Raw genomic sequence first — 19,922 nt, forward strand, 5'->3', positions numbered from 1 at the left:
ACCCGTTTGAGATAAGGTAAGCATCGATTGATTCCCGTTGGCAAAGGAGCCGCCCCGTTGAATTCGCCTGAGACCGCTTTCCCAAGGACTTCGATTTCGCCTGGATTCTGTGTTCTCCATGGGAACCGTCTTGAAGATCTGACCAACGTGACGGTGGACTGGCTGCGCCAGTATCCACTGGGGCCGTTGGAGGATGAGGTTTTTCTGGTCCAGTCCAACGGCATGGCCCAGTGGCTGAAGCTCGCCCTGGCGGCACCCGCCTCGGCTGAGCAGCCGGGCCTGGGGATCTCGGCGGCGCATCGCTTTGAGTTGCCCCAGTCCTTTCTGTGGCGGGCTTACCGGTCGGCGCTGGGAGACGACCGGGTGCCCCAAGCCTCGCCGTTTGAGAAAACCCGCCTGCAATGGCGGCTGTTTCGTCTGCTGCCCGAGCTGTTGGAGGCTGAACCGGAGACTTACCTGCCGCTTCGGCGCTTTCTGGAGAAAGGTGACCCGCTGCGTAAGCGCCATCAGCTCTCCCGCCACCTGGCCGATCTCTTTGACCAGTACCAGGTCTATCGCGCCGACTGGCTGGGGGACTGGCTGGCTGGCGAGGACCAGTTGCGTACGCTAAAGGGGGAGACAAAACCGCTAGGGGAGCAGCGCTGGCAGGCAGCGCTCTGGCGTGCCCTGCATGAGGATATCGGTGAGCCGGACAATCAGGCCTCCCGGGCGGGTATTCACCAGGCTTTCATTGATGCACTGGATGGGGAAGCGCAAGGGGTGGCGGGTCTGCCACGCCGCATTGTGATTTTCGGTATTACCTCCCTGCCTCGCCAGGTGCTGGAAGCCCTGCATGCCCTGTCCCGGCATTGTCAGATCCTGATGCTGGTTCAGAACCCCTGCCAGCATTACTGGGCCAACATTATTGAAGACCGCCACCTACTCAAGCTGGAGCAAACCCGGCACAGCAGCAAGGCGGGCAGCCCGGGCCACCCTCTGCTGGCGGCCTGGGGCAAGCAGGGCCGGGACTACATCGGCCTGCTGTATGACTATGACCTGCCTGAGCGTTATGCGGAATGGTTCAGTGCCATCGATATCTTCGAGCCTGTCGTCAAAGACGAAAACGCACTGGCATCGGCGCCCCTGCTGCAGCAGATCCAGCAGGATATTTTTGATCTCAATCCCTTGCCCCAGGAGAAGAGAACCCTGGGTAAAGACAACTCCATTCGTTTTCATCAGGCCCACAGCCCGCAGCGGGAGGTGGAGATCTTGCATGATCGGCTGCTGGCCGCCTTTGAAGCGGCCGATCGCCAGGGCAGGCCCCTGCGCCCCCGGGACATCATTGTCATGGTGCCGGATATCGAGCAGTACAGCCCATCGATTGAAGCGGTCTTCGGCAGCCTGGACGAAAAAGACCCCCGCTACATCTCCTATTCCATAGGCGACCGCCGCCAGCGCCATGGCACACCGCTAGCGATTGCTCTGGAACACTTGATGGACCTACCCAATTGGCGTTTCACCCTGGGTGATGTGTTGGATCTTCTGGATGTGCCGGCCATTCAGCGGCGCTTTGGATTGCGTGAGCAGGACCTGCCCTTGCTGCGGCAATGGATTCGCGAGGCGGGCATTCGCTGGGGTCTGGATGCCGGGCAGCGCCAGGCCTTGGACCTGGCCATTGATTTCGAAGCCAATAGCTGGCGTTTCGGGCTCAAACGCATGTTACTGGGTTATGCCGTGGGCCGGGGCGAGGCCTGGGCGGGTATTGAGCCTTACCCGGAGATCGGTGGCCTGGATGCCGAGTTACTGGGCCGGCTGCGTGCCCTGCTGGATGCTCTGGAACAACAATGGCAGATCCTGGCTGAGGATGGCACGCCCACTCAATGGGCTGAACGAGTGGAAGGCTTGTTGGCCGGCCTGTTTGACCTGCGCTCGCCGGAGGAGCTGCAACTGGAAGTGCGCCTGATGGAGGCGATGGCCGAGTGGCAAACCGCCTGCAGCGATGCCGGCTTTGACGAGACCATCCCCTTGGGGATTGCCAAAGAGGCCTGGCTGGAACCTTTGGAAGATGAAGGCCCGGCCCAGCGTTTTCTCGCTGGCCGGGTCAACTTCTGCACCTTCATGCCCATGCGCTCCATTCCCTTTCGGATGGTCTGCCTGCTGGGCATGAATGATGGCGACTACCCGCGCAGCCGCCCGCCGCTGGATTTTGATTTGATGGGCCAGCGTGGGCAGTACCGTCCCGGAGACCGCTCCCGCCGAGAAGATGATCGCTACCTCTTTCTGGAAGCCCTGCTCTCGGCTCGGGAACATCTGCATGTGAGCTGGGTAGGCCGCAATATTCGCGACAATGAATCGCTGCCGCCGTCGGTGCTGGTGAGTCAGCTGCGGGACCATATCCAGCATGGCTGGCAACTGGATACTGAATTACAGAATGAGCGGATTAAAACGCCAGTGGATTGGCTGACCGTGGCCCACCCCCTGCAGGGCTTCAGTCCGGCTTATAACGGGGAAGGGGAAATGTTCACCTACGCGGGCACCCTGCTCGAGGACGGTGAGCTGCCGGATGAACCCAGCTACGCCCCCCTGCCAGCCCCAGAGCTGGAAGACCCGGAAGTCCTTCGCATCTCGGATCTGATGCGTTTCCTCAAGGATGCGCCGGCGCATTTCTTCCGGGAACGGCTGAAGCTGCGCTTCGACGATGAATCGGATGCCCTGGAGGAACATGAACCGTTTCAGGTTGCGGGCCTGGAACAATACGACCTGGCCAACCACCTGCTTGAGCCAGTCCGCCAGGCCACCGAAAGCGATGTCGCGACCGGTATCCAAGAAAGTGGCCAACGCCTGCTGCGCAGCGGCCGCTTGCCGGTGGGCGAATTCGGTGAACTGAACCTTGAGCAGGAAAGCCACCAGGCCCTGGCTGCGGCCGAACGCTGGCAAGCCCGCCTGAGTGACTGGCCCGAGATGGCCCCGGCTCTGGAGATTGAGCTGGACTTTAACTGTGATGGGCAGAGCGTGCGGCTGGAAGATTGGATCAGTGATCTGCGCCAGGGGACGGATACCGACAAGCGGGGCCGGCTGGCCTTGAAGGGTGGCCCGATCAGCAAGGACGGAAAGCCCCGCTACAACCGGCTGCTGGAAGACTGGGTGATTCACCTGGCCGTCTGTGCCCAGGGCGAGAATCTTGAGAGCTGGATTATCGCTTCGGATACTGAATACTGCTTGGCGCCTGTCCGTGAAAAGCAGGCCTTGGCATTGCTGCAAGCCCTTTTCAAAGGCTGGCTGGCGGGATTGCGTCAGCCCCTGCCGCTGCCCGTCCGAACCGTCTTTCAGTGGTTGGGGAGCCGTGAACGAGAGCGGTCAGAATCCGACGACCCAATCCCCGAGCAGCTGGAAACCGAATACGAAGGCAATTCACGCAAGACCGGGGAAATGGATCATGGCGGTAATGCGGCACTCAGACGCGCCTTTCCAGATGCCGCGTCTCTGTTGGTGGATCAAGTGGATGAGGAAACCGCCTTCGCCTACTGGGCCAAAGCGCTGTACCAGCCGTTGGTGGACGCATTGAATAACACGGACGAGGGGGACGAATCATGAGCCAGGGCGTACTTGATCCTCTCAAGATCGGCCTGAGTGGCCGTCACCTTATCGAGGCCAGTGCCGGCACGGGCAAGACCTATACCCTGACTGCCTTGTATGTGCGCCTGGTGCTGGGTCATTGCGGCCCGGACGATGCGGACGAACGTCGGGCGCTGTTGCCGCCGGAAATTCTGGTGGTGACCTTTACCGAGGCGGCCACCAAGGAGTTACGTGATCGTATTCGCGCCCGCTTGGCCGAGGCGGCCGATTGCTTTCTGGGACGTGCTGAGGCAGACCCGAATGATCAATTCCTCACCGGCCTGCTGGCGGCCTATCAAGATGAGGAAGGACGCCTGAAACACGGCCATCATCTTCAGGCAGCAGCCGAGTGGATGGATGAGGCCGCCATCTACACCATTCACGGCTTCTGTAATCGCATGCTGCGCCAGCATGCCTTTGATTCAGGCAGCCCCTTCGACCTGGAGCTGACGCAAGAACAAGACCGCTTGACCCGCCTGGCCCTGGAAGATTACTGGCGAGAGCATTTCTATGGCATGGACCGTACAACCCTGCTCGGTCTCAGCGTGCTGCTCAATGGCGACCCAGCCAATGGCGAGGCCGTCAAACCCGCCGACCTGGAATCCTTTGCCGGCACTGTGGGCAAGGCCATTGGTCATTCCGCGCATTTGGACCAAGCCCCCCCGGAAAAGCTGTTTGAACAACTGAAGAAACGCAGCAAAACCTGGCAATCGGCGATGGAACACTTTCGCCAGCAGGTCGCTGACCACCTTGAAGATCTCAACGAGGCCCTGGAAGCGGCCTGGAAAACCAAGACCCTCAAGGGCAATGCCCGGCCCACGCCAAAAACCTGGCGCGGCAAAATGCTGCCCGCCCTGCGGGAATGGATTCAGCGCCCAACCCTGGGTTCGCCCCCTTGTGATGTGAGCCCCTGGCAGCAACTGACGCTCGAAACCCTGGAGAAAGCGACCAAGAAAGACGCGGATACGCCGAGCGAGATCCTGGATAACCCCGTCATCGCTGCTTCTGACCGGCTGGTGGAAGCCAGTGAGCAACTGCAGATGGCACGCAGTGCCCTGCTCGCTCAAGCCTGCGGCTGGATTGAAAAACGTCTGAAGCAGTTCAAGCAGCAGCAATCGGTGATCGGCTTCGATGACATGCTCAATGACCTGCATGAGGCCCTGGAGGGTGGCAACGGGGAACGCCTTGCGGCTACCATCCGAGAGCATTTCCCAGTGGCCCTGGTGGATGAGTTCCAGGACACTGACCCGGTTCAGTACGGCATCTTTCGTGCCATCTATGGCAAGGACAATGGCAGCGAGGACAGCAGCTGGTTCCTGATTGGTGACCCCAAGCAGGCCATCTATTCTTTCCGGGGCGCGGACCTGGAAACCTATTTGAAGGCACGCGAGGAATCCACGAACTTCATCCACACCCTGGGGAAGAATTTTCGATCCAGTGTTGCGATGGTTGAAGCGGTCAACCATTTGTTCCAACACGCCCAGTCCATGCCCGGTGGTCCGTTTTCCCGAGAAGACCTGATCTACCGCGATGTGGATTACAAGGGCCGCAAGGAACGCCTTGTGATTGATGGCGAAGAAGCGGCGGCCATGAATTTCTGGTTGCTGGAAAAGACCCGAGATGACATTGGGGTCGTCAGCATTCCCAAAACAGAATACCGGGATACCATGGCCGAGGTTTGTGCCAGCGAGATCTCCCACTTGCTATGGCAGGCCGAGCAAGATGAAGCCGGCTTTGATCACCCGGATGGTTTCCAGGCGATTCGCCCCTCCGATATCGCCATCCTGGTTCGCACCGGACAGGAAGCCAGCCTGGTGCGAGAGGCCCTGAGAAAACGCGGCCTCCGCTCAGTCTATCTTTCTGACCGGGAAAACATCTTTAGCAGTGAAGAGGCACTGGATGTGCTGCGCTGGCTGAAGGCGGCAGCGGAACCGGAGTCCGAAAACCTTGTACGGGCTGCGCTAGGAACAGCGGCCCTGGGGCATGGCTGGGACACACTCCACGAACTGGTACAGAACGATGCCCGCTGGGAACAGGAGCTGGAGCGCTTCTGGCGTTATGGAGAAACCTGGCAGGCCATCGGTGTGCTCCCCATGCTCCGTCAGCTCATGCGTGAGCATCAGCTAACGGCTCGTCTCTTGAAAACTGAGGGTGGAGAACGGCAGCTGACCAATCTTCTACACCTGAGTGAATTGCTGCAGGAAGCCGCTGCCCATCTGGATGGGGCCCAGGCCCTGATTCGCTGGCTGGATGAGCAGATCCATGATTCCGGCCAGGGCGAGACGGGTGATGAGCAACTGATACGACTTGAAAGTGACGCCGAGCTGATCAAGGTCATCACCATTCACAAGTCCAAGGGCCTGGAATACCCCCTGGTCTTTCTGCCCTTCCCTTGTGCCTATCGCAAGGAGAGCGGGCAGAACCCGCCACTCTGGTACTACAAGGGCGGTCAGCGTCACCTGAGCTTCGAACCCGATGAGGAGATCATCGAAGAGGCCGAAGCGCTACGTTTTCAGGAAGACCTGCGCCTGCTTTATGTGGCCCTGACCCGGGCCCGTCATGCCTGCTGGGTAGGGATGGCCGGTGTACGGGAACAGGCGGCGGATCCTCGAACAAAGGATCCTGAAAAACTCCAGAAATCGGACCTGGAGCATGCCGCGATTGGCCATCTGATCCGCTGGCAGCCCGGCGCTCCGGCGTTGGATCTTCGTGATCGCCTGGATGAGATTGTCATCGGGCATGAGCCAACGCACATTATCCGCGCCGACAGTCACCCACCCGATGCCTTTCTCCTGACAGAAGAAGCGGGTGCCCCAAGCATGGCCATGCCCAGACACTATGCTGGGCAGCCACCCAATGCCGAGCGATGGTGGATTGCCAGTTACAGCGCCCTACTGGAGGATGGCCCCCGGGCCTGGGCACCGGGCTCGGCTGATGAAGATGTGATCGTGGAAGAGAGTCTGGCCGAAGAGGTGGAAGACGTTGAGCCGGAGCCCGATAGCTTGCATGCCTTCCCTCGTGGCCCGGCAGCCGGGACTTTTTTACACGGGCTGCTGGAAGCACTGGCCGGGCAAGGTTTTCCGGCCGTGGGGGAACCCGCATTTCGTGAGCTTCTCTATGAACGGCTGAATACCCGCCGTTGGCGGCAATGGGGCCAGTCGCTGGAGGCCTGGGTGGCCGCCACTGTAGAGAGTCCTCTGCCTTTAATGGAGAGCAAGGCTCGCTTAGCGGATCTGGAACCGGGCCAATACATCCCCGAGCTGGAATTCATGTTCTCGGTCAACGCTGTGAATGCTGGCGAAATCGATGCGATTATCCGTCGACACGCCCTGCCGGAAGCAGGCCGTCCGCAGCTCGGCCAGAACGATCTCAATGGCATGCTCAAGGGCTTTATCGACTTGGTGGTCGAGCACGAAGGCCGCTTCTATGTCATCGACTATAAATCGAACTATCTGGGGCCATCGGATGCGGCTTACTCCCAATCAGCACTGAAGCAGGCGGTGGTCAAAAAACGCTATGACGCCCAGTACAGTCTTTATCTGCTGGCACTGCACCGCTTGCTAAAGGCACGCCTGGGTGAGGATTACGACTACGACCGGCATGTGGGTGGCGCGGGCTGCCTTTTCCTGCGGGGTGTGAATCATGAAAGCCGGGGGCTCCACCTGGAGCGCCCACCGCGGGCACTGGTGGATGAACTGGATGCCTTGTTCAGCCGGGAGGTGGCCCATGCTTAATGACCATATCGCTCTGCCCTTGAATACAGCCATCTCGGCTATTCTGGATGACTGGACCCGTGAAGGCTGGCTACGCAGCGTGGATCACGCTTTCACCTGCCTGCTCAATGAAGAAAGCGGCGAGCAGAACGAGATCGTGCTCTTGCTGGCCGCCTTGACCAGCCAACAGGTGGGCCAGGGCAATATCTGCCTGGACCTGCAGCAGGCGGTATCAGAACCTATGGTGCTGTGGCCGGAGCACTGGGCAGTGGAACCCCAGGAAGAGACGCTCGACACGCCACCAGCCTGGCTCCGTCAGCGCCCGATTGATGAGCTGGCGGCTGCCTTGGCGAAATCAACTGTGGTCAGCACGCCCGGTCAGGATGAAGTGGACGATAGTCGGCCGTTGGTTTTCTCGGGCAATCGCCTCTATCTGCGTCGCTACTGGCGTCACGAACAGGAGGTGGCTGAAGCCCTCGAGAAGCGCTTGGTCGCCGAACCCACGGTTGCCGAAGGACTGCCGGAACGACTGGCGGGACTCTTTCCCCAGGCACAGGACCAGGCCCCGGCAACCGGCCCGGACTGGCAAAAGGTGGCCTCTGCCCTGGCGCTACATTCGCCACTCACCATCATTACCGGCGGGCCGGGAACCGGCAAGACCACCACGGTGGTACGGCTGCTGGGCCTGCTCCAGGCTCGCCATCTGGAAGGGGGCGAAGACCGGGCCCTGCGCATTCGCCTGGCGGCGCCGACCGGCAAGGCGGCTGCCCGCCTGAGTGAATCCATTGGCGGTGCCGTTGAGGCCCTGGCCCTGGATCGCTCGGTAAAGGATGCCATTCCCCGGGAAGCCACCACCCTGCACCGCCTGCTGGGTAGCCGCCGCAACAGCCGCTTTTTCCGGCATGACCGACATAACCCCCTCCATGCCGATGTCGTTGTTGTGGATGAGGCCTCCATGATCGACTTGGAAATGACGGCCAAGTTACTGGATGCGCTGCCTTCCGATTGCCGCCTGATCTTGCTGGGTGACAAGGACCAACTCGCCTCTGTGGAAGCCGGGGCGGTATTGGGTGACCTCTGTCGGGGGGCGGAGGCCGGTGACTACCGGGCGGATACGGTGGCATGGATTGATTCGGCCTGTGGCGAAGATATCCGGGACTTCCAGGCAGATAGCGATGACCAGGCCCCGGCCATTCGCCAGCACACCGTGATGCTGAGACACAGCCATCGCTTCTCGGCCGAGAGTGGCATTGGCGGGCTGGCCAAAGCCATCAATGAGGGCGACAGCGATCGAAGCCTGGACCTGTTGGGCGAAGCGGACCGGGATGTCACCCAGCAAACCCTCAAGGGACCGGACGATACGGTGGTCGAATCCCTGGCACTGGCCGGCTATCGCGATTATCTCAGTCTGATGGAAGACCAGCGCCCTCAGGAGCATGGCGACAAGGCCCCGCTGGATGAGGAGACCCGGGCCTGGGCCAAACAGGTGATCCACGCCTTCAGCCGTTTCCAGGTACTGGCCACGGTCCGTCAGGGATCGCTCGGGGTGAACGGTCTCAATGAACGTATTGCCAGAAAGCTCAAGTCAGCCGAGCTGGTGAAAAACCACCATGGCTGGTACGAGGGCCGGCCTGTCATGATGACCCGGAATGACTATGAACTGGGCCTGATGAACGGGGATGTGGGTATCTGTCTCAAGACCCGATTGGAAGATGAGGATGAGGCCCGTCTCCGAGTGGCCTTCGAGTTGCCGGATGGCAAGATTCGTCTCGTACTTCCCAGCCGCCTGGACGGGGCCGAAAGCGTCTATGCCATGACCGTGCACAAGTCCCAGGGCTCGGAGTTCAACCGAGTCCTGGTGGTGCTACCTGAACAGGACAACCCCATCCTCAGCCGGGAGTTACTCTACACCGCCGTAACCCGCGCTCGAGAAGGCGTCACCATCGCCGCCACTGGCCATGCACTGATTCGCGCTGCTGTGGAACGACAGGTCACCCGACGTTCGGGGCTGCGCGAGCGGCTGGGCCTCTGAATACTTCCCGCCTCGTCGCGACATAGTTTGTCGCGCCCTGCCTCCATACTGGTTCTGCGATGGCCGAAAGGCTTTTGCAGAACCCACGGAGGTATGGATGGAGGTCAATGCACAAGCGTTTTCTGATACTCAAGCGTTTCACGACGCGATAGATAAGGCCATTGATCCCGCCGGTGGTGTGCGGGTTTCCGGCCTGATTGATGGACAGGCGCTGCCCTGTTCCAAAGTTCAGGCATTGGATGTAGTCCATTGCCCGGAGCTGACTTACCTGGATCTGTCCCGCTGTCCGGCGGGACTGCATTTGTTGATTATTGATTGCCCCAAGTTGCAACTGGTGGTGCTGCCGGATGGTGGTTCGGGGGCAGTGGTGCATCTGGATGCCGGTGATGGGCCGGGGGAGATGCTGTTTACCGGGCTGCTTGATGGCTTTGATGCCTGTTGGCGAGGGCAGACGGTGGCGCTGGAGCGGCCGCGGGAGGCGTTGCCGCTTGAGGGGCTGCGGATTGAGCCGGCGGTTCCCGCTGAGATCGAACCGGATCTTTCCTTGTTGAGTGAGGTTGAGGCAGCGGTGGTGCCGTGCTGGTCAGAGCGGCTGGGTGCTGCGCTGCCGGATAATCGCCTTCGCCAGTTGGTGATTGCGGATGGGCGTGGGCTGGCGAGCGAGCTTGCGCTTTGCAATCGCGTCGATATGGAATCGCTGCAAATCGAAGACGCGGGGTCGCTGACCCGATTGGTGGCCAATGCGCCGGTGAGTCGCTTGACGCTGACCGGGGCGCGGCAACTGGCTGAGGTGAATGCCCGTGGCCGGCATCTCGCCATTCGCGGCGATGGTGATCTGGATAAGGCCGGTGAGGCCCTGACGATTGAGGGCAACTGGCAGCAATTGCTGCTGGAGGCGATGGCTGTGACCTCGCTAAGCTGCCGGGATGCCGATGCGCTGGAAGTGGCCGCACTCCCCCATCTGCAGAACCTGGATGTTCATCCTCTGACCCAGGTCTCGCTGGGCCGGGATGTGGGGCACTTTGCGGATCTGACCGGACAAACCGCACTGCGGGCCTCGGCCCTTTCCGAGTGCCTGGACAAGGCCCTTAAAGGCCATGCCGGGGCGGCCCGGCTGATTCAGCACTGGGCGGACTCCGATGGTGACTGGAATCGTCTCAAGGTATTGCAGCTTCTGGCGGCCCGCTTGGAAGCCGGTGGCTGTTCGGCCGATATGGCCTGGAACCTGCGCTGCCTGCTGATGGTGGATAACGATCTGGACCCGGGCGAGGAAGATACCGAGCTGGCGGGCCTGGATGATCGTGCCCGGGTGCTCAAGCAGGCAGGCAATCGCTGGGTGTGGTCCTTCCCGTCTGATCAGTACCGGGAAGGCTGGCTGGCGGATCTGAGCATTTATCTTCATTGCCGTCACCTGCCGGCGGCCCGGCGCTTTGAGCAGTTGCTGGCGAACACGCTGGTCCCGCGCCATCTGGCAACGCTGGCCGAATGGCTGATGCAGCACGATGAGGACCCGGCTGGATTGCGAGTGATCCTGGAGCGGTCGCTGGTGCGTCTGATTCGCGGGCACCGCCAGCATGGCTGGAGCGAGTCATCCTGGAGCCCGAGCTGGAACATCCCGGGTGTGGGGCGCGATTCGCGCTGGCGGGGCCTGCCCTGGCAGTTCCGGGACAGTGTGAGTGAGGACTATCGCCTGCTGGTTCAGGCCGCTATCCGCCTGGGCAATGGCCGCATGGCCGAGGCCTTGGCCCGGCTGGGTGGCTGGCTGCCGGACCATGCGCTGGCCCTGCGCATGCTTAGGGCCCTGGCCAGCCACGGCCAGGACAAGGCCCGGGCCCGGCTGCTGCGCCTGGCCAAGACCACACCAACCCTCAAAGACCACGAACGGGCGGAATGGATTCAGGCCGCCCTGCGCCCGCCGCAATCCCGGCTTTTCTCAACTGAGGAGCAGTGGCAGCAAGCCCTGCCCGTATGAACCCGAGCGGCGGATTATCGAATCAACCAGGAGACACAGCCATGACACAGCTATCCACCCTGCCCCGGCGGCCGCGTCGGCGCAACGAAGAAGACAGTTTTGACATGAACCCGGGCCATACCGTGGGCCCGGCCGTGGTGAGTCAGGTGATTGATCACCAGCTCAAGACGCTTTGGGCCCGGCCAGAAGCGGCGGGCTCAGTTCCACCCACCATGCTTTGGGGTCCGCCCGGCGTGGGCAAGAGCAGCCTGGTGCGCGAGGCCTGCGAGCGCCACGGCATCGGCTTTATTGATATCCGCCTCTCACAGCGTGATCCGGTGGATATCCGCGGCCTGCCGGTGCCCCGGGATGGCGTGGTGGACTGGCTGCTGTCTTCGGACTGGCCAAGGGACAAAGATTCCCGGGGGATTATTCTGTTTGATGAACTGACCGCGGCTGACCGGGCGCTGCAGGTGGCGGTGTATGAAATCCTGCTGGACCGCCGCCTGGGCTCGCTCTATGAACTGCCCAGCGGCTGGTACCTGATGGGTGCCGGCAACCGGGGCGAGGACCGGGCCGTGGCCACCGGCTTTTCCAGTGCCCTGGCCAACCGTTTCCTGCACCTGGAACTGGCCGCCCGCCTGGACGACTGGCTGCGCTGGGCCCAGGCGGCGGGGATTCACCCGACGGTGACGGGCTTTCTGCGGTACCGCCCCGATGCCCTGCATGACATGAAGGGAGACCTGGAGCGGGGCTGGCCCAGCCCGCGAAGCTGGGAACGGGTGAGTGAACTGCTGCACGGCGCAAAAGGCCTGCCGACAGAAGCCGAGACCGCCATGATTCACGGCCTGATCGGGCCGGGGACGGGCCGGGAGTTTGTCGCCTTCCGCCGGGTGGCGGATGAGCTGCCGGATGTGGAAGCCATGCTGGATGGTGAGATCGACGTCACCCTGCCCCAGGGGGCTGACCGGGTTTATGCCTTTTGTGCCTCGGTACTCCATCACCTGTGGCGGGGTGGCCAGACTGACACGCGTCTGGACGGCTTTTTCCGGATCAATGAAGCCCTGGGCAGTGATTTCGCCACCCTGCTGCTCATGGATGCCATCAGCCACCCGGACCGCGAGGAAGCCGACCGCCGTACGGAAAAACTCATGGGCCATCCGCAGTTTGAGGCCTGGACCCGCCAGCACGGCCAACCCTTTGAAGCCGATGCAACGGGTAGCCTGGAGGGTTGGCAATGAGCGCGGCCCTGTCGCAGACGGAACAGCACCGCAAGGCCGAGGCCCTGGCCCGTTGGCAGTCGGACCGGGCCTGGCTGCTCACGGCCCAGCCCTTCATTGCCCGTCTGGCCATGCGTCTGGACCTGGTGCCGGTGATTGATGATCGGGTACCCACGGCCTGCACGGATGGTCGGCATGCCTTCGTCAATGCCGAGTGGTTGCTGAGTCTATCTCCCAATGACCGACGATTCGTGCTCGCCCACGAAGTCTGGCATTGCGTACTCGGCCACCTGCGCCGCGCGGGGCATCGCCAGGCACGGCTGTGGAACCTGGCGGTGGACCACGAAGTGAACACGCTGTTGATGCAGGACGGGCTCAAGGCCCCAGAGGGAGCCGTGCATTACCCGGAGAAGGCCGGCTGTTCGGCCGAGGTGGTATATCAATGGTTGCTGGACAATCCGCCGGATGAAGGCGATCAGCCGCTGGATGGTCACGGCTGCCCATTGGGCCAGCCTGGCCCGAAGGCCCGCATGGATCCGGATTACCGGCCCGTTACCCCGGATGCGGCACTGGAAGAAGCCTGGCAGCAGGGGGTGATTGATGCGGCGGCCCAGGAACCGGGCAGTGTGCCGAAGCGCCTGCACCGCTGGATCAACAGCCTTGCTGAAAGCCGCGTCCCCTGGCAGACGCTGTTGCGGCGCTTCATCACCCGCAGCTTCGATCGCCAGTTCCGCTGGACGCCCCCCAACCGGCGTTTTTTGAGCCAGGGGCTGTACCTGCCGGGCCAACGTGGCGAGCGCCTGGATATTGCGGTGGCGATTGATACCAGCGGCAGCACCGATCGCATCCTGCCCCAGTTCGTGGCGGAGTTGCGCGCCATCCTGCATGGCTTCGGCCGCTATCGGATCACCATTCTGCTATGCGATGCCGACATCCATGCCCACTGGGAACTTGAAGATGGCGATCCCCTACCCGAGCTGGACACGATTAGTGGGGGCGGGGGCACGGATTTCCATCCCGTTTTCCAGGCCCTTTCCCAGACCCCGCCCCAGGCCCTGATTTACCTCACCGATGGTTTCGGGCCCGCACCGGACGAAGGCCCGCCCTGGCCAACGCTCTGGGTCACTGACCAACGCGGGCGCAAGCCGGCCAACTGGGGCGAGTGGGTGCAGATCGACAAGGGAACTTGACTACATTCTGACTGCAACCGCGGGAATGACAGCGGGCAATCTGGGCGATACGAAACACTTGACTCCCATTTTGGGAGCATCTATATTGAAGCCATACGCAGCCAAGGAGAGGGATTGTGCGTGTCATTGCAAAACGCACTCTGCGGGAATTCTGGGAGAAACACCCGGATGCGGCCGAGCCATTGAAAGCATGGCACAGTGAAGTAGAGCATGCCGCCTGGAAGACGCCCCAGGACATCAAAAATCGCTATGGATCAGCGAGTTTCGTCGGAAACAATCGGGTGGTATTCAATATTGGAGGCAATAAATACCGGCTGGTGGTCCGTGTTCGCTACGACCTAGGGATTGTCTTCGTGCGGTTTATCGGTACGCATGCCGAGTATGACCGAATCAATGTGGAGACGGTGTGATGGATATTCGCCCCATTCATAATGAACAGGATTACGAGGCCGCACTGGCACGTATCAATGCCTTGATGGAGGCGGAACCAGGTTCCGAGGCCTCTGACGAGCTGGATATCCTATCGACGCTGGTAGAAGCCTATGAGGCTGAACACCACTCCATTGAGGCACCGGACCCAGTGGCCGCGATTAAATTCCGGATGGAACAAGCGGGACTCAGCCGCAAGGATCTTGAGCCTTACCTTGGCCACAGTGGCCGCGTGGCCGAGGTGCTGAACTACAAGCGGGGACTTTCCTTGCAGATGATCCGCCGCCTGCACTCCGGTCTTGGCATCCCCCTTGAAAGTTTAATCCAGCCCTTCGACAAGGCCTCCTGACACATCCCGTCCACACCCCTTCAGAAAGGTCAGAATCGGCGGAAGAGCTTGCCCAGGCCGCGGCCAGCCACCCGGCCGGCGGCACGACGGCCGATGCGGCGCCCGACACGGCCCCGTTTCACCGCATTCACGTCACCCAGAACACGGGCGAGCCAATAGAGCAAACCACGGGTTCGGTTGATGGACATGCTTACCTCCCTGGCATGAAATCTTGGCGGGCCGACATGCCCTCCGGGATCCGGGTGGGCCCTGGATATTGGGCATGGAATGAGCGTATCACGCTGCGCATGGTGTCTGGCAGTCGGGCCCAGCTGGCTTGGGCAATAGACTCGGGCACACCGTCAAAATAGGCCTCCGCAATGGCGCCCACGATGGCCGCAATGGTGTCGCTGTCACCGCCGATGGAGACCGCCTTGCGAATGGCGTCTTCGAAGTCTTCTGACTGAAGGAAACAGGCAATGGCCTGAGGCACCGATCCCTGGCAGGACACATCAAAAGTGTAATGGGCCCGAAGCTCGGTCAGGTCATGATCCAGCTGGTATTCGCAAACATCCTCAATCGCATTTTGAATACGGGCTTGGGATTCACCCTGCCGTGCCAAGAAGATGGCCAGGGCTACTGCCTGGGCGCCCTTGATCCCTTCGGGATGATTATGGGTCACCGCTGCCGACTGCTCGGCAAGCGCCAGCGCCTCCATCTCATCGGCAGCGGCCCAGCCGGCAGGACTGACCCGCATGGCGGAGCCGTTACCCCAGCTGTTATAGGGGGCGGATCCGCCGGATCGCGCCCAATTGTGAAAGGAACCGCCGTAGCTGCAATGAGGAAATCGCATGTACCAACCCTGAAGGCTGCGATTGAAAGCACGACCTTCAAGAATGGCCTCGGCCACCGCAACGGTGAGAACGGTATCGTCGGTGAAATCCGCAGCCGCCGGAAACAGTTCGAATTCCGTGTGGCGAATATTGTTGAATTCATGGGGCGAGCCGATGATGTCGCCTGCAATTGCGCCCAGCATAAGAACTCCTCTCTTGTTACCCTCTCCTATTATCCGGTTATTTGCGACACTGACTGTCGCGGGTAATGCAGAGGATGGTGGTCCGGTTGGTCGACCGACAATCCAGCCGCCATCCCTACTGAGCTACCACCTGAAAGGAGTCGGGCTCCATGGCTGAAACCACCGTCCGTTATGTCCGCATGCTGGAACTCGTTCCCGGCTGGCCCCGCAAGTCCTCGGCGCAAGAGATCCTGGACCGACTGGAATCTGAAGGCCTAACCACCAGCTTGAGGACGGTCCAGCGGGACCTGGAAAAATTATCCGGCTATTTCCCGCTAACCCATGATGAGGGTACGCCCAGGGGCTGGCAGTGGGCACAGGGCGCGCAGGGGATTGAGCTGCCCGCCATGAGTCCGGCCACGGCCCTGTCCTTTTTGATGCTCAATGAATTCTCGCGGCCGCTGCTCCCCAATAATATCCGGGCCTTTCTGGACCAGCACCTGGACCGGGCGCGGGGCATTCTTACAGAGATCAATGACCAGAACCCCGGTTTAAGCGAATGGTCCGATCTGGTGACCGTGGCACCCAGGAGCCAACCCCTGATTCCACCCACCGGTGATGAGGATACGGTGCGAACCGCCTACGACGCCCTGCTCTACCGCAAGCGTTTCGAAGCCAGCTATCACTCCGCCTCACGGGACAAGCGCCAGCAGTTCACCATCAATCCTCTGGGGGTGGTGCTACGGGACAATATCCTTTATCTCATCTGCACCCTGTTTGAGTACGAGGATATCCGCATCCTCGCCATGCATCGCCTGGAGAAGGCGTCCCTCACCGAGGAAGACGCCTGGTGGCCGGCGGGTTTCGATCTGAAGGATTACGTGGCCTCGGGGGCACCGGACATTCTCGCCGGCCCGGAGATCCGGCTGGTGGCGGATTTCAATCGCGAAGCCGCCCGGCACCTGGAAGAAACGCCACTCAGCAAAGACCAGACGTTGGAAGCAATAGATCAAGAGGAGACCCGGGTCACGGCCACCGTCCAGAACACCAAGCAACTCCGCTGGTGGTTAATGGGCTTTGGCCCCGCGGTGGAGGTGATCGAACCCAAGGACTTGCGCGAGGAAATGGCGGCCAATGCCCGTGCCTTGCTGGAACGGTATCAAGACTGATCTGGTGACACATCCCCTCTCATGAATACGAGGGAATCGCGGTTGAAACCGCTCCTACAAGGGGCCGCGACCCAGCCTTCTTGCGTAGGCTTGCTTAGTCGGTAACCAGGCCGTGGCGTTCGTGCCACTCCATCCCAAGCATTGCAGCACTGTGACTCAGCAGGCACGATAGACTTTTCGGGGAGCCATTGGGGAGGCCGACTCGCGTATGGAGCGACTGAGTGAAGGCCCGGTTTATGAACGGTGTCTGGCGGCTTTGGATGAGCACATCCGGCGCTATTTCGTGGAGCGGGACATCCAGGCCACCCTGGCCCAGTACCATGATAATGCCGTAGGCCTGGGCACCGGGCGGGGTGAGACCGCCATGGATCCCGCCAGCCTCCGGGAGATCGTACGCAATGATCTTGGTGGTTACACCAGCTCGGTGGAGCTGGACATCAAGACCCGGGCATTTTATCAGGTGACCCCGGAGGTGGTGATTTCCCAGATGTTGCTGGACTTCAGCATCACCAACAATACCCATCGCATGACCCTTCGGGAATCCCGACACAATCTGGTCTGGCACTTGCCGGCTGAAGGCGACCCCCGGATCTGCCATGTCCATGTTTCCTTCCCCACCGATCTGCACGGTGAAGAGGAACCCTACCCCCTCAAGGAGTTGGAAGAGGTCTCCCAGGTGGTGGACGAACTGATCCACAACCGCACCCAATCCCTGACCGAATCCTACCGACGCCTCGAGCAGATGGTGGTCAGAGACCGCCTCACCGGCATGTATAACCGGGTAAGGATTGATGAGGTGCTGGAACAGGAAGTGGTTCGTGCCAGTCGTTATCAGCGGCATTTCTCGGTGATCTTTCTGGATCTGGACCACTTCAAGCAGATCAACGACAACCACGGCCACTTGGTTGGCGATAAGATTCTCAAATCCTTGGCCAAGCACATCCAGGGTAATATTCGCGAGACCGATACCGCAGCCCGATGGGGCGGTGAGGAATTTCTGATAGTACTGCCCGAAACAGAACTTTCAGAAGCCGTACAAGTGGCGGAGAAATTACGCCAAGCCTTTGAGGTCCGGCCTTTTCAGCTCGACGGCTACGAGATTCCCGTCACCCTGAGCATGGGCGTGGCCTGCTGCCAGGACGGGGACAATATCGAGGCCATTCTGACCCGCGCCGACAAAGCCCTGTACCGGGCCAAGGCCAATGGCCGCAACCGAACCGAAAGTTAATCAAAGAACATTCCAATATGCACAAGTGGCTGCCATGCCTGATTCTGTTCCTTTCCCTTTCCAATGGGCCCCTGGCCCAGGGCCCGGTACCGCCGGAAGAACCGGTCAGCGAAGCCCCCCATGAGGTGGACCCGGACCAGGACACGAATCTGGAGGCCTTCGTGGATGGCATTGTCGCCAGCCACATGGAAAGCGACCGCCTGGCGGGGGCCACGGTGGCCGTGGTGCACAACGGCGAGGTAGAGCTGATCAAGGGCTATGGCGTGCGTGACGGGGAAGGCACGTCGGTGGATGGCGAGCAGACCCTGTTCCGTATTGCCTCCATCTCCAAGACCTTCATCTGGGTCGCGCTGATGCAGCTGGAAGAACAGGGAGAAATCAGCCTGGATGACCCGGCCAACCAACACCTGCCCGAGGCCCTGCAGTTGCCACCGGGCCTGGACGGTGAACCATTGCTTGTCCGGCATTTAATGACCCACAGCGCCGGTTTCGAGGATTCCGCCCTGGGCCATCTGCTGGAACGGGACAAGGGGAATCTGGAACCCCTGAATGATTACCTGGCCCGGGTCCGGCCGACCCTGGTACGGGAGCCCGACGAACTGGCTACCTATTCCAACTACGCCAGCGCCCTGGCCGGGGCCCTGGTGGCCCATGTCTCCGGCCAATCCTTCCACGATTATGTGGAGAGCCATATCTACGCGCCACTAGGGATGGAGCAGGCCACCTTTCGGGAGATATACGACCCCGACGCTGTGCACAAAGGCATGCCGGCACCGGTGAGCGAGACCCTGGCCGAGGATTTTTCCGAAGGCTTTCGTGAACAGCAGGGCCTGCTGGAACCGGCCTACTTTGAATATCTGATCCACACCGCACCGTCCGGTGGCATGTCCGCCAGCGCCGGGGCCATGTCACGCTTCATGCAGGCCCTGCTCAATGACGGCGAACTGGACGGCGAGCGGATTCTGGCGGCGAACACCGCCCAGCGCATGCGCCAGACCCTTTTCAGCAATGCCGAAGGCATGAACGGTCTGGCCCATGGCTTCATTGAATATCGTTTCCCGGGCGAATTACGAGGCTACGGCCATGGCGGGGCCCTGGTACATTTCTTCTCCGGCATGGTCCTGGTACCGGAACTGGATCTGGGTATTTTCGTCTCCACCAATACCGCGGGCGGGCGTGGCTTCAGCCAGGCCCTGCCCAAACACTTGGTGGCGCGCTTCGCCGACAAGGACGACACCGAGACCGAGGCCGCCGACGCGGAAGCGGGCGCATCACTGGACGCCTATGCCGGTACCTATCGAAATACCCGGCGAAGCTATACCACGGCAGAAAAATTCACCGCCCTGGACAGCCTGATGGAGGTCAGCGTCCATGAGGACGAGGAACTGGTCACGCGCATGAACGGCGTGACCCGACGCTGGCAACCGGTCGCCGAGGGTGAACACCTGTTCCAACGGGTGGATGGTGCCGAGCGACTGGCCTTCGGTGAGGACAGCCGTGGAGAGATCCACCGGGTCTACCATCCCAGTGGCATCAATGCCGGCGAACGGATCGGCTTCTTCCAGGGCGCGAACTGGCTGTTCATCATCATGGGCGTCACCGGCCTCACCGCCATTTGGCAGATGGGCGCCTTCTGGCAACGGCGGCGGGCCGGCGTGACACAGAGCCGTAGCGAAGCCTGGGCCGGTGTGCTGATGCTGTTCTGGTCCCTGGCCTGGCTGATTAGTCTATTGCTGGCCTGGCAGGCCATATCCGGCATTCAATCCGCCGGGGCCGAGAACCTGTTCAACTGGCCACCGGCCTGGCTACAGGGCTGGGTGCTTTCCAACAACCTGGCCGCGGTGCTCAGCGTGGCGGCAATCGCCGGCCTGTTCCCGCTGTGGCGGCACCATTCCTGGTCCCTGCGCCAGCGTCTTTATCAGCTGCTGGCCGTATTGGCCGGCCTGGCCCTGGTATTCACGCTCAATGACTGGCAGCTGATCGGCTGGCGATTCTGAAATCGAAGGTGGGGAGCGGCCACCCCGGTCCGATAGGCCGGGGTGGCACATGCATC

General features: G+C 61.2%; 13 protein-coding genes. 11 read left to right on the forward strand and 2 right to left on the reverse strand.

Features of this window, described 5'->3' with window-relative positions:
- The first annotated feature begins 57 nt into the window (after positions 1-57).
- The 8 genes from recC to J2T60_RS08100 all read left to right on the forward strand — a co-directional run bounded on the left by recC (position 58) and on the right by J2T60_RS08100 (position 14,478).
- Complete coding sequence (gene recC / locus J2T60_RS08065) at positions 58-3,573, forward strand: exodeoxyribonuclease V subunit gamma (RefSeq protein WP_301288399.1); 3,516 nt, start codon at positions 58-60, stop codon at positions 3,571-3,573.
- Positions 3,570-7,328 (forward strand): exodeoxyribonuclease V subunit beta, encoded by a 3,759-nt coding sequence (gene recB / locus J2T60_RS08070; RefSeq protein WP_253448133.1) that lies wholly within the window; start codon positions 3,570-3,572, stop codon positions 7,326-7,328. Before recC ends, recB begins: the two co-directional genes overlap by 4 nt.
- On the forward strand, positions 7,321-9,339 hold the full coding sequence (gene recD, locus J2T60_RS08075) for an exodeoxyribonuclease V subunit alpha (RefSeq protein ID WP_253448136.1): 2,019 nt from the start codon (positions 7,321-7,323) through the stop codon (positions 9,337-9,339). The genes recB and recD overlap by 8 nt, the downstream gene beginning before the upstream one ends.
- A gap of 97 nt (positions 9,340-9,436) precedes the next feature.
- Positions 9,437-11,311 (forward strand): hypothetical protein, encoded by a 1,875-nt coding sequence (locus J2T60_RS08080; RefSeq protein ID WP_253448138.1) that lies wholly within the window; start codon positions 9,437-9,439, stop codon positions 11,309-11,311.
- A 41-nt stretch (positions 11,312-11,352) separates the two neighbouring features.
- A complete protein-coding gene (locus tag J2T60_RS08085; RefSeq protein WP_253448141.1) occupies positions 11,353-12,531 on the forward strand; it encodes an ATP-binding protein in 1,179 nt (392 codons plus the stop codon).
- Positions 12,528-13,700 (forward strand): vWA domain-containing protein, encoded by a 1,173-nt coding sequence (locus J2T60_RS08090; protein ID WP_253448144.1) that lies wholly within the window; start codon positions 12,528-12,530, stop codon positions 13,698-13,700. Before J2T60_RS08085 ends, J2T60_RS08090 begins: the two co-directional genes overlap by 4 nt.
- Before the next feature lie 116 nt (positions 13,701-13,816).
- On the forward strand, positions 13,817-14,110 hold the full coding sequence (locus tag J2T60_RS08095; RefSeq protein WP_253448147.1) for a type II toxin-antitoxin system HigB family toxin: 294 nt from the start codon (positions 13,817-13,819) through the stop codon (positions 14,108-14,110).
- A complete protein-coding gene (locus tag J2T60_RS08100; protein WP_253448150.1) occupies positions 14,110-14,478 on the forward strand; it encodes a helix-turn-helix domain-containing protein in 369 nt (122 codons plus the stop codon). The genes J2T60_RS08095 and J2T60_RS08100 overlap by 1 nt, the downstream gene beginning before the upstream one ends.
- 29 nt (positions 14,479-14,507) lie before the next feature.
- Here the strand turns inward: J2T60_RS08100 and J2T60_RS08105 are convergent, their stop codons facing one another.
- Positions 14,508-14,666, reverse strand: coding sequence for a hypothetical protein (locus tag J2T60_RS08105; RefSeq protein ID WP_253448153.1), 159 nt, complete (start codon positions 14,664-14,666; stop codon positions 14,508-14,510).
- A gap of 2 nt (positions 14,667-14,668) precedes the next feature.
- Positions 14,669-15,493, reverse strand: a complete 825-nt coding sequence (locus J2T60_RS08110; RefSeq protein ID WP_253448156.1) for an ADP-ribosylglycohydrolase family protein — start codon at positions 15,491-15,493, stop codon at positions 14,669-14,671.
- A gap of 149 nt (positions 15,494-15,642) precedes the next feature.
- Here J2T60_RS08110 and J2T60_RS08115 point away from each other — a divergent pair, with 149 nt between their 5' ends.
- The 3 genes from J2T60_RS08115 (at position 15,643) to J2T60_RS08125 (ending at position 19,866) form a co-directional block, all read left to right on the forward strand.
- Positions 15,643-16,641 (forward strand): helix-turn-helix transcriptional regulator, encoded by a 999-nt coding sequence (locus J2T60_RS08115; protein ID WP_253448159.1) that lies wholly within the window; start codon positions 15,643-15,645, stop codon positions 16,639-16,641.
- Between the two features lie 208 nt (positions 16,642-16,849).
- Positions 16,850-17,869 carry a GGDEF domain-containing protein gene (locus J2T60_RS08120; protein WP_253448161.1) on the forward strand — a complete coding sequence of 340 codons (1,020 nt, stop codon included), beginning with the start codon at positions 16,850-16,852 and terminating at the stop codon, positions 17,867-17,869.
- A gap of 17 nt (positions 17,870-17,886) precedes the next feature.
- Positions 17,887-19,866, forward strand: coding sequence for a serine hydrolase domain-containing protein (locus tag J2T60_RS08125; protein WP_253448164.1), 1,980 nt, complete (start codon positions 17,887-17,889; stop codon positions 19,864-19,866).
- Positions 19,867-19,922: the final 56 nt, after the last annotated feature.

Origin of the sequence: Natronospira proteinivora (assembly GCF_024170465.1) — a bacterium.
GTDB lineage: Bacteria > Pseudomonadota > Gammaproteobacteria > Natronospirales > Natronospiraceae > Natronospira > Natronospira proteinivora.

What these genes read in the sequence shown, in the direction of transcription:
- J2T60_RS08090 (WP_253448144.1), top strand. Translation starts at nt 12,528, where the DNA reads ATGAGCGCGGCCCTGTCGCAGACGGAACAGCACCGCAAGGCCGAGGCC.
- J2T60_RS08105 (WP_253448153.1), bottom strand. Translation starts at nt 14,666, where the DNA reads ATGTCCATCAACCGAACCCGTGGTTTGCTCTATTGGCTCGCCCGTGTT.
- J2T60_RS08125 (WP_253448164.1), top strand. Translation starts at nt 17,887, where the DNA reads ATGCACAAGTGGCTGCCATGCCTGATTCTGTTCCTTTCCCTTTCCAAT.
- J2T60_RS08115 (WP_253448159.1), top strand. Translation starts at nt 15,643, where the DNA reads ATGGCTGAAACCACCGTCCGTTATGTCCGCATGCTGGAACTCGTTCCC.
- recB (WP_253448133.1), top strand. Translation starts at nt 3,570, where the DNA reads ATGAGCCAGGGCGTACTTGATCCTCTCAAGATCGGCCTGAGTGGCCGT.
- J2T60_RS08110 (WP_253448156.1), bottom strand. Translation starts at nt 15,493, where the DNA reads ATGCTGGGCGCAATTGCAGGCGACATCATCGGCTCGCCCCATGAATTC.
- J2T60_RS08100 (WP_253448150.1), top strand. Translation starts at nt 14,110, where the DNA reads ATGGATATTCGCCCCATTCATAATGAACAGGATTACGAGGCCGCACTG.
- recD (WP_253448136.1), top strand. Translation starts at nt 7,321, where the DNA reads ATGCTTAATGACCATATCGCTCTGCCCTTGAATACAGCCATCTCGGCT.
- J2T60_RS08085 (WP_253448141.1), top strand. Translation starts at nt 11,353, where the DNA reads ATGACACAGCTATCCACCCTGCCCCGGCGGCCGCGTCGGCGCAACGAA.
- J2T60_RS08120 (WP_253448161.1), top strand. Translation starts at nt 16,850, where the DNA reads ATGGAGCGACTGAGTGAAGGCCCGGTTTATGAACGGTGTCTGGCGGCT.
- J2T60_RS08080 (WP_253448138.1), top strand. Translation starts at nt 9,437, where the DNA reads ATGGAGGTCAATGCACAAGCGTTTTCTGATACTCAAGCGTTTCACGAC.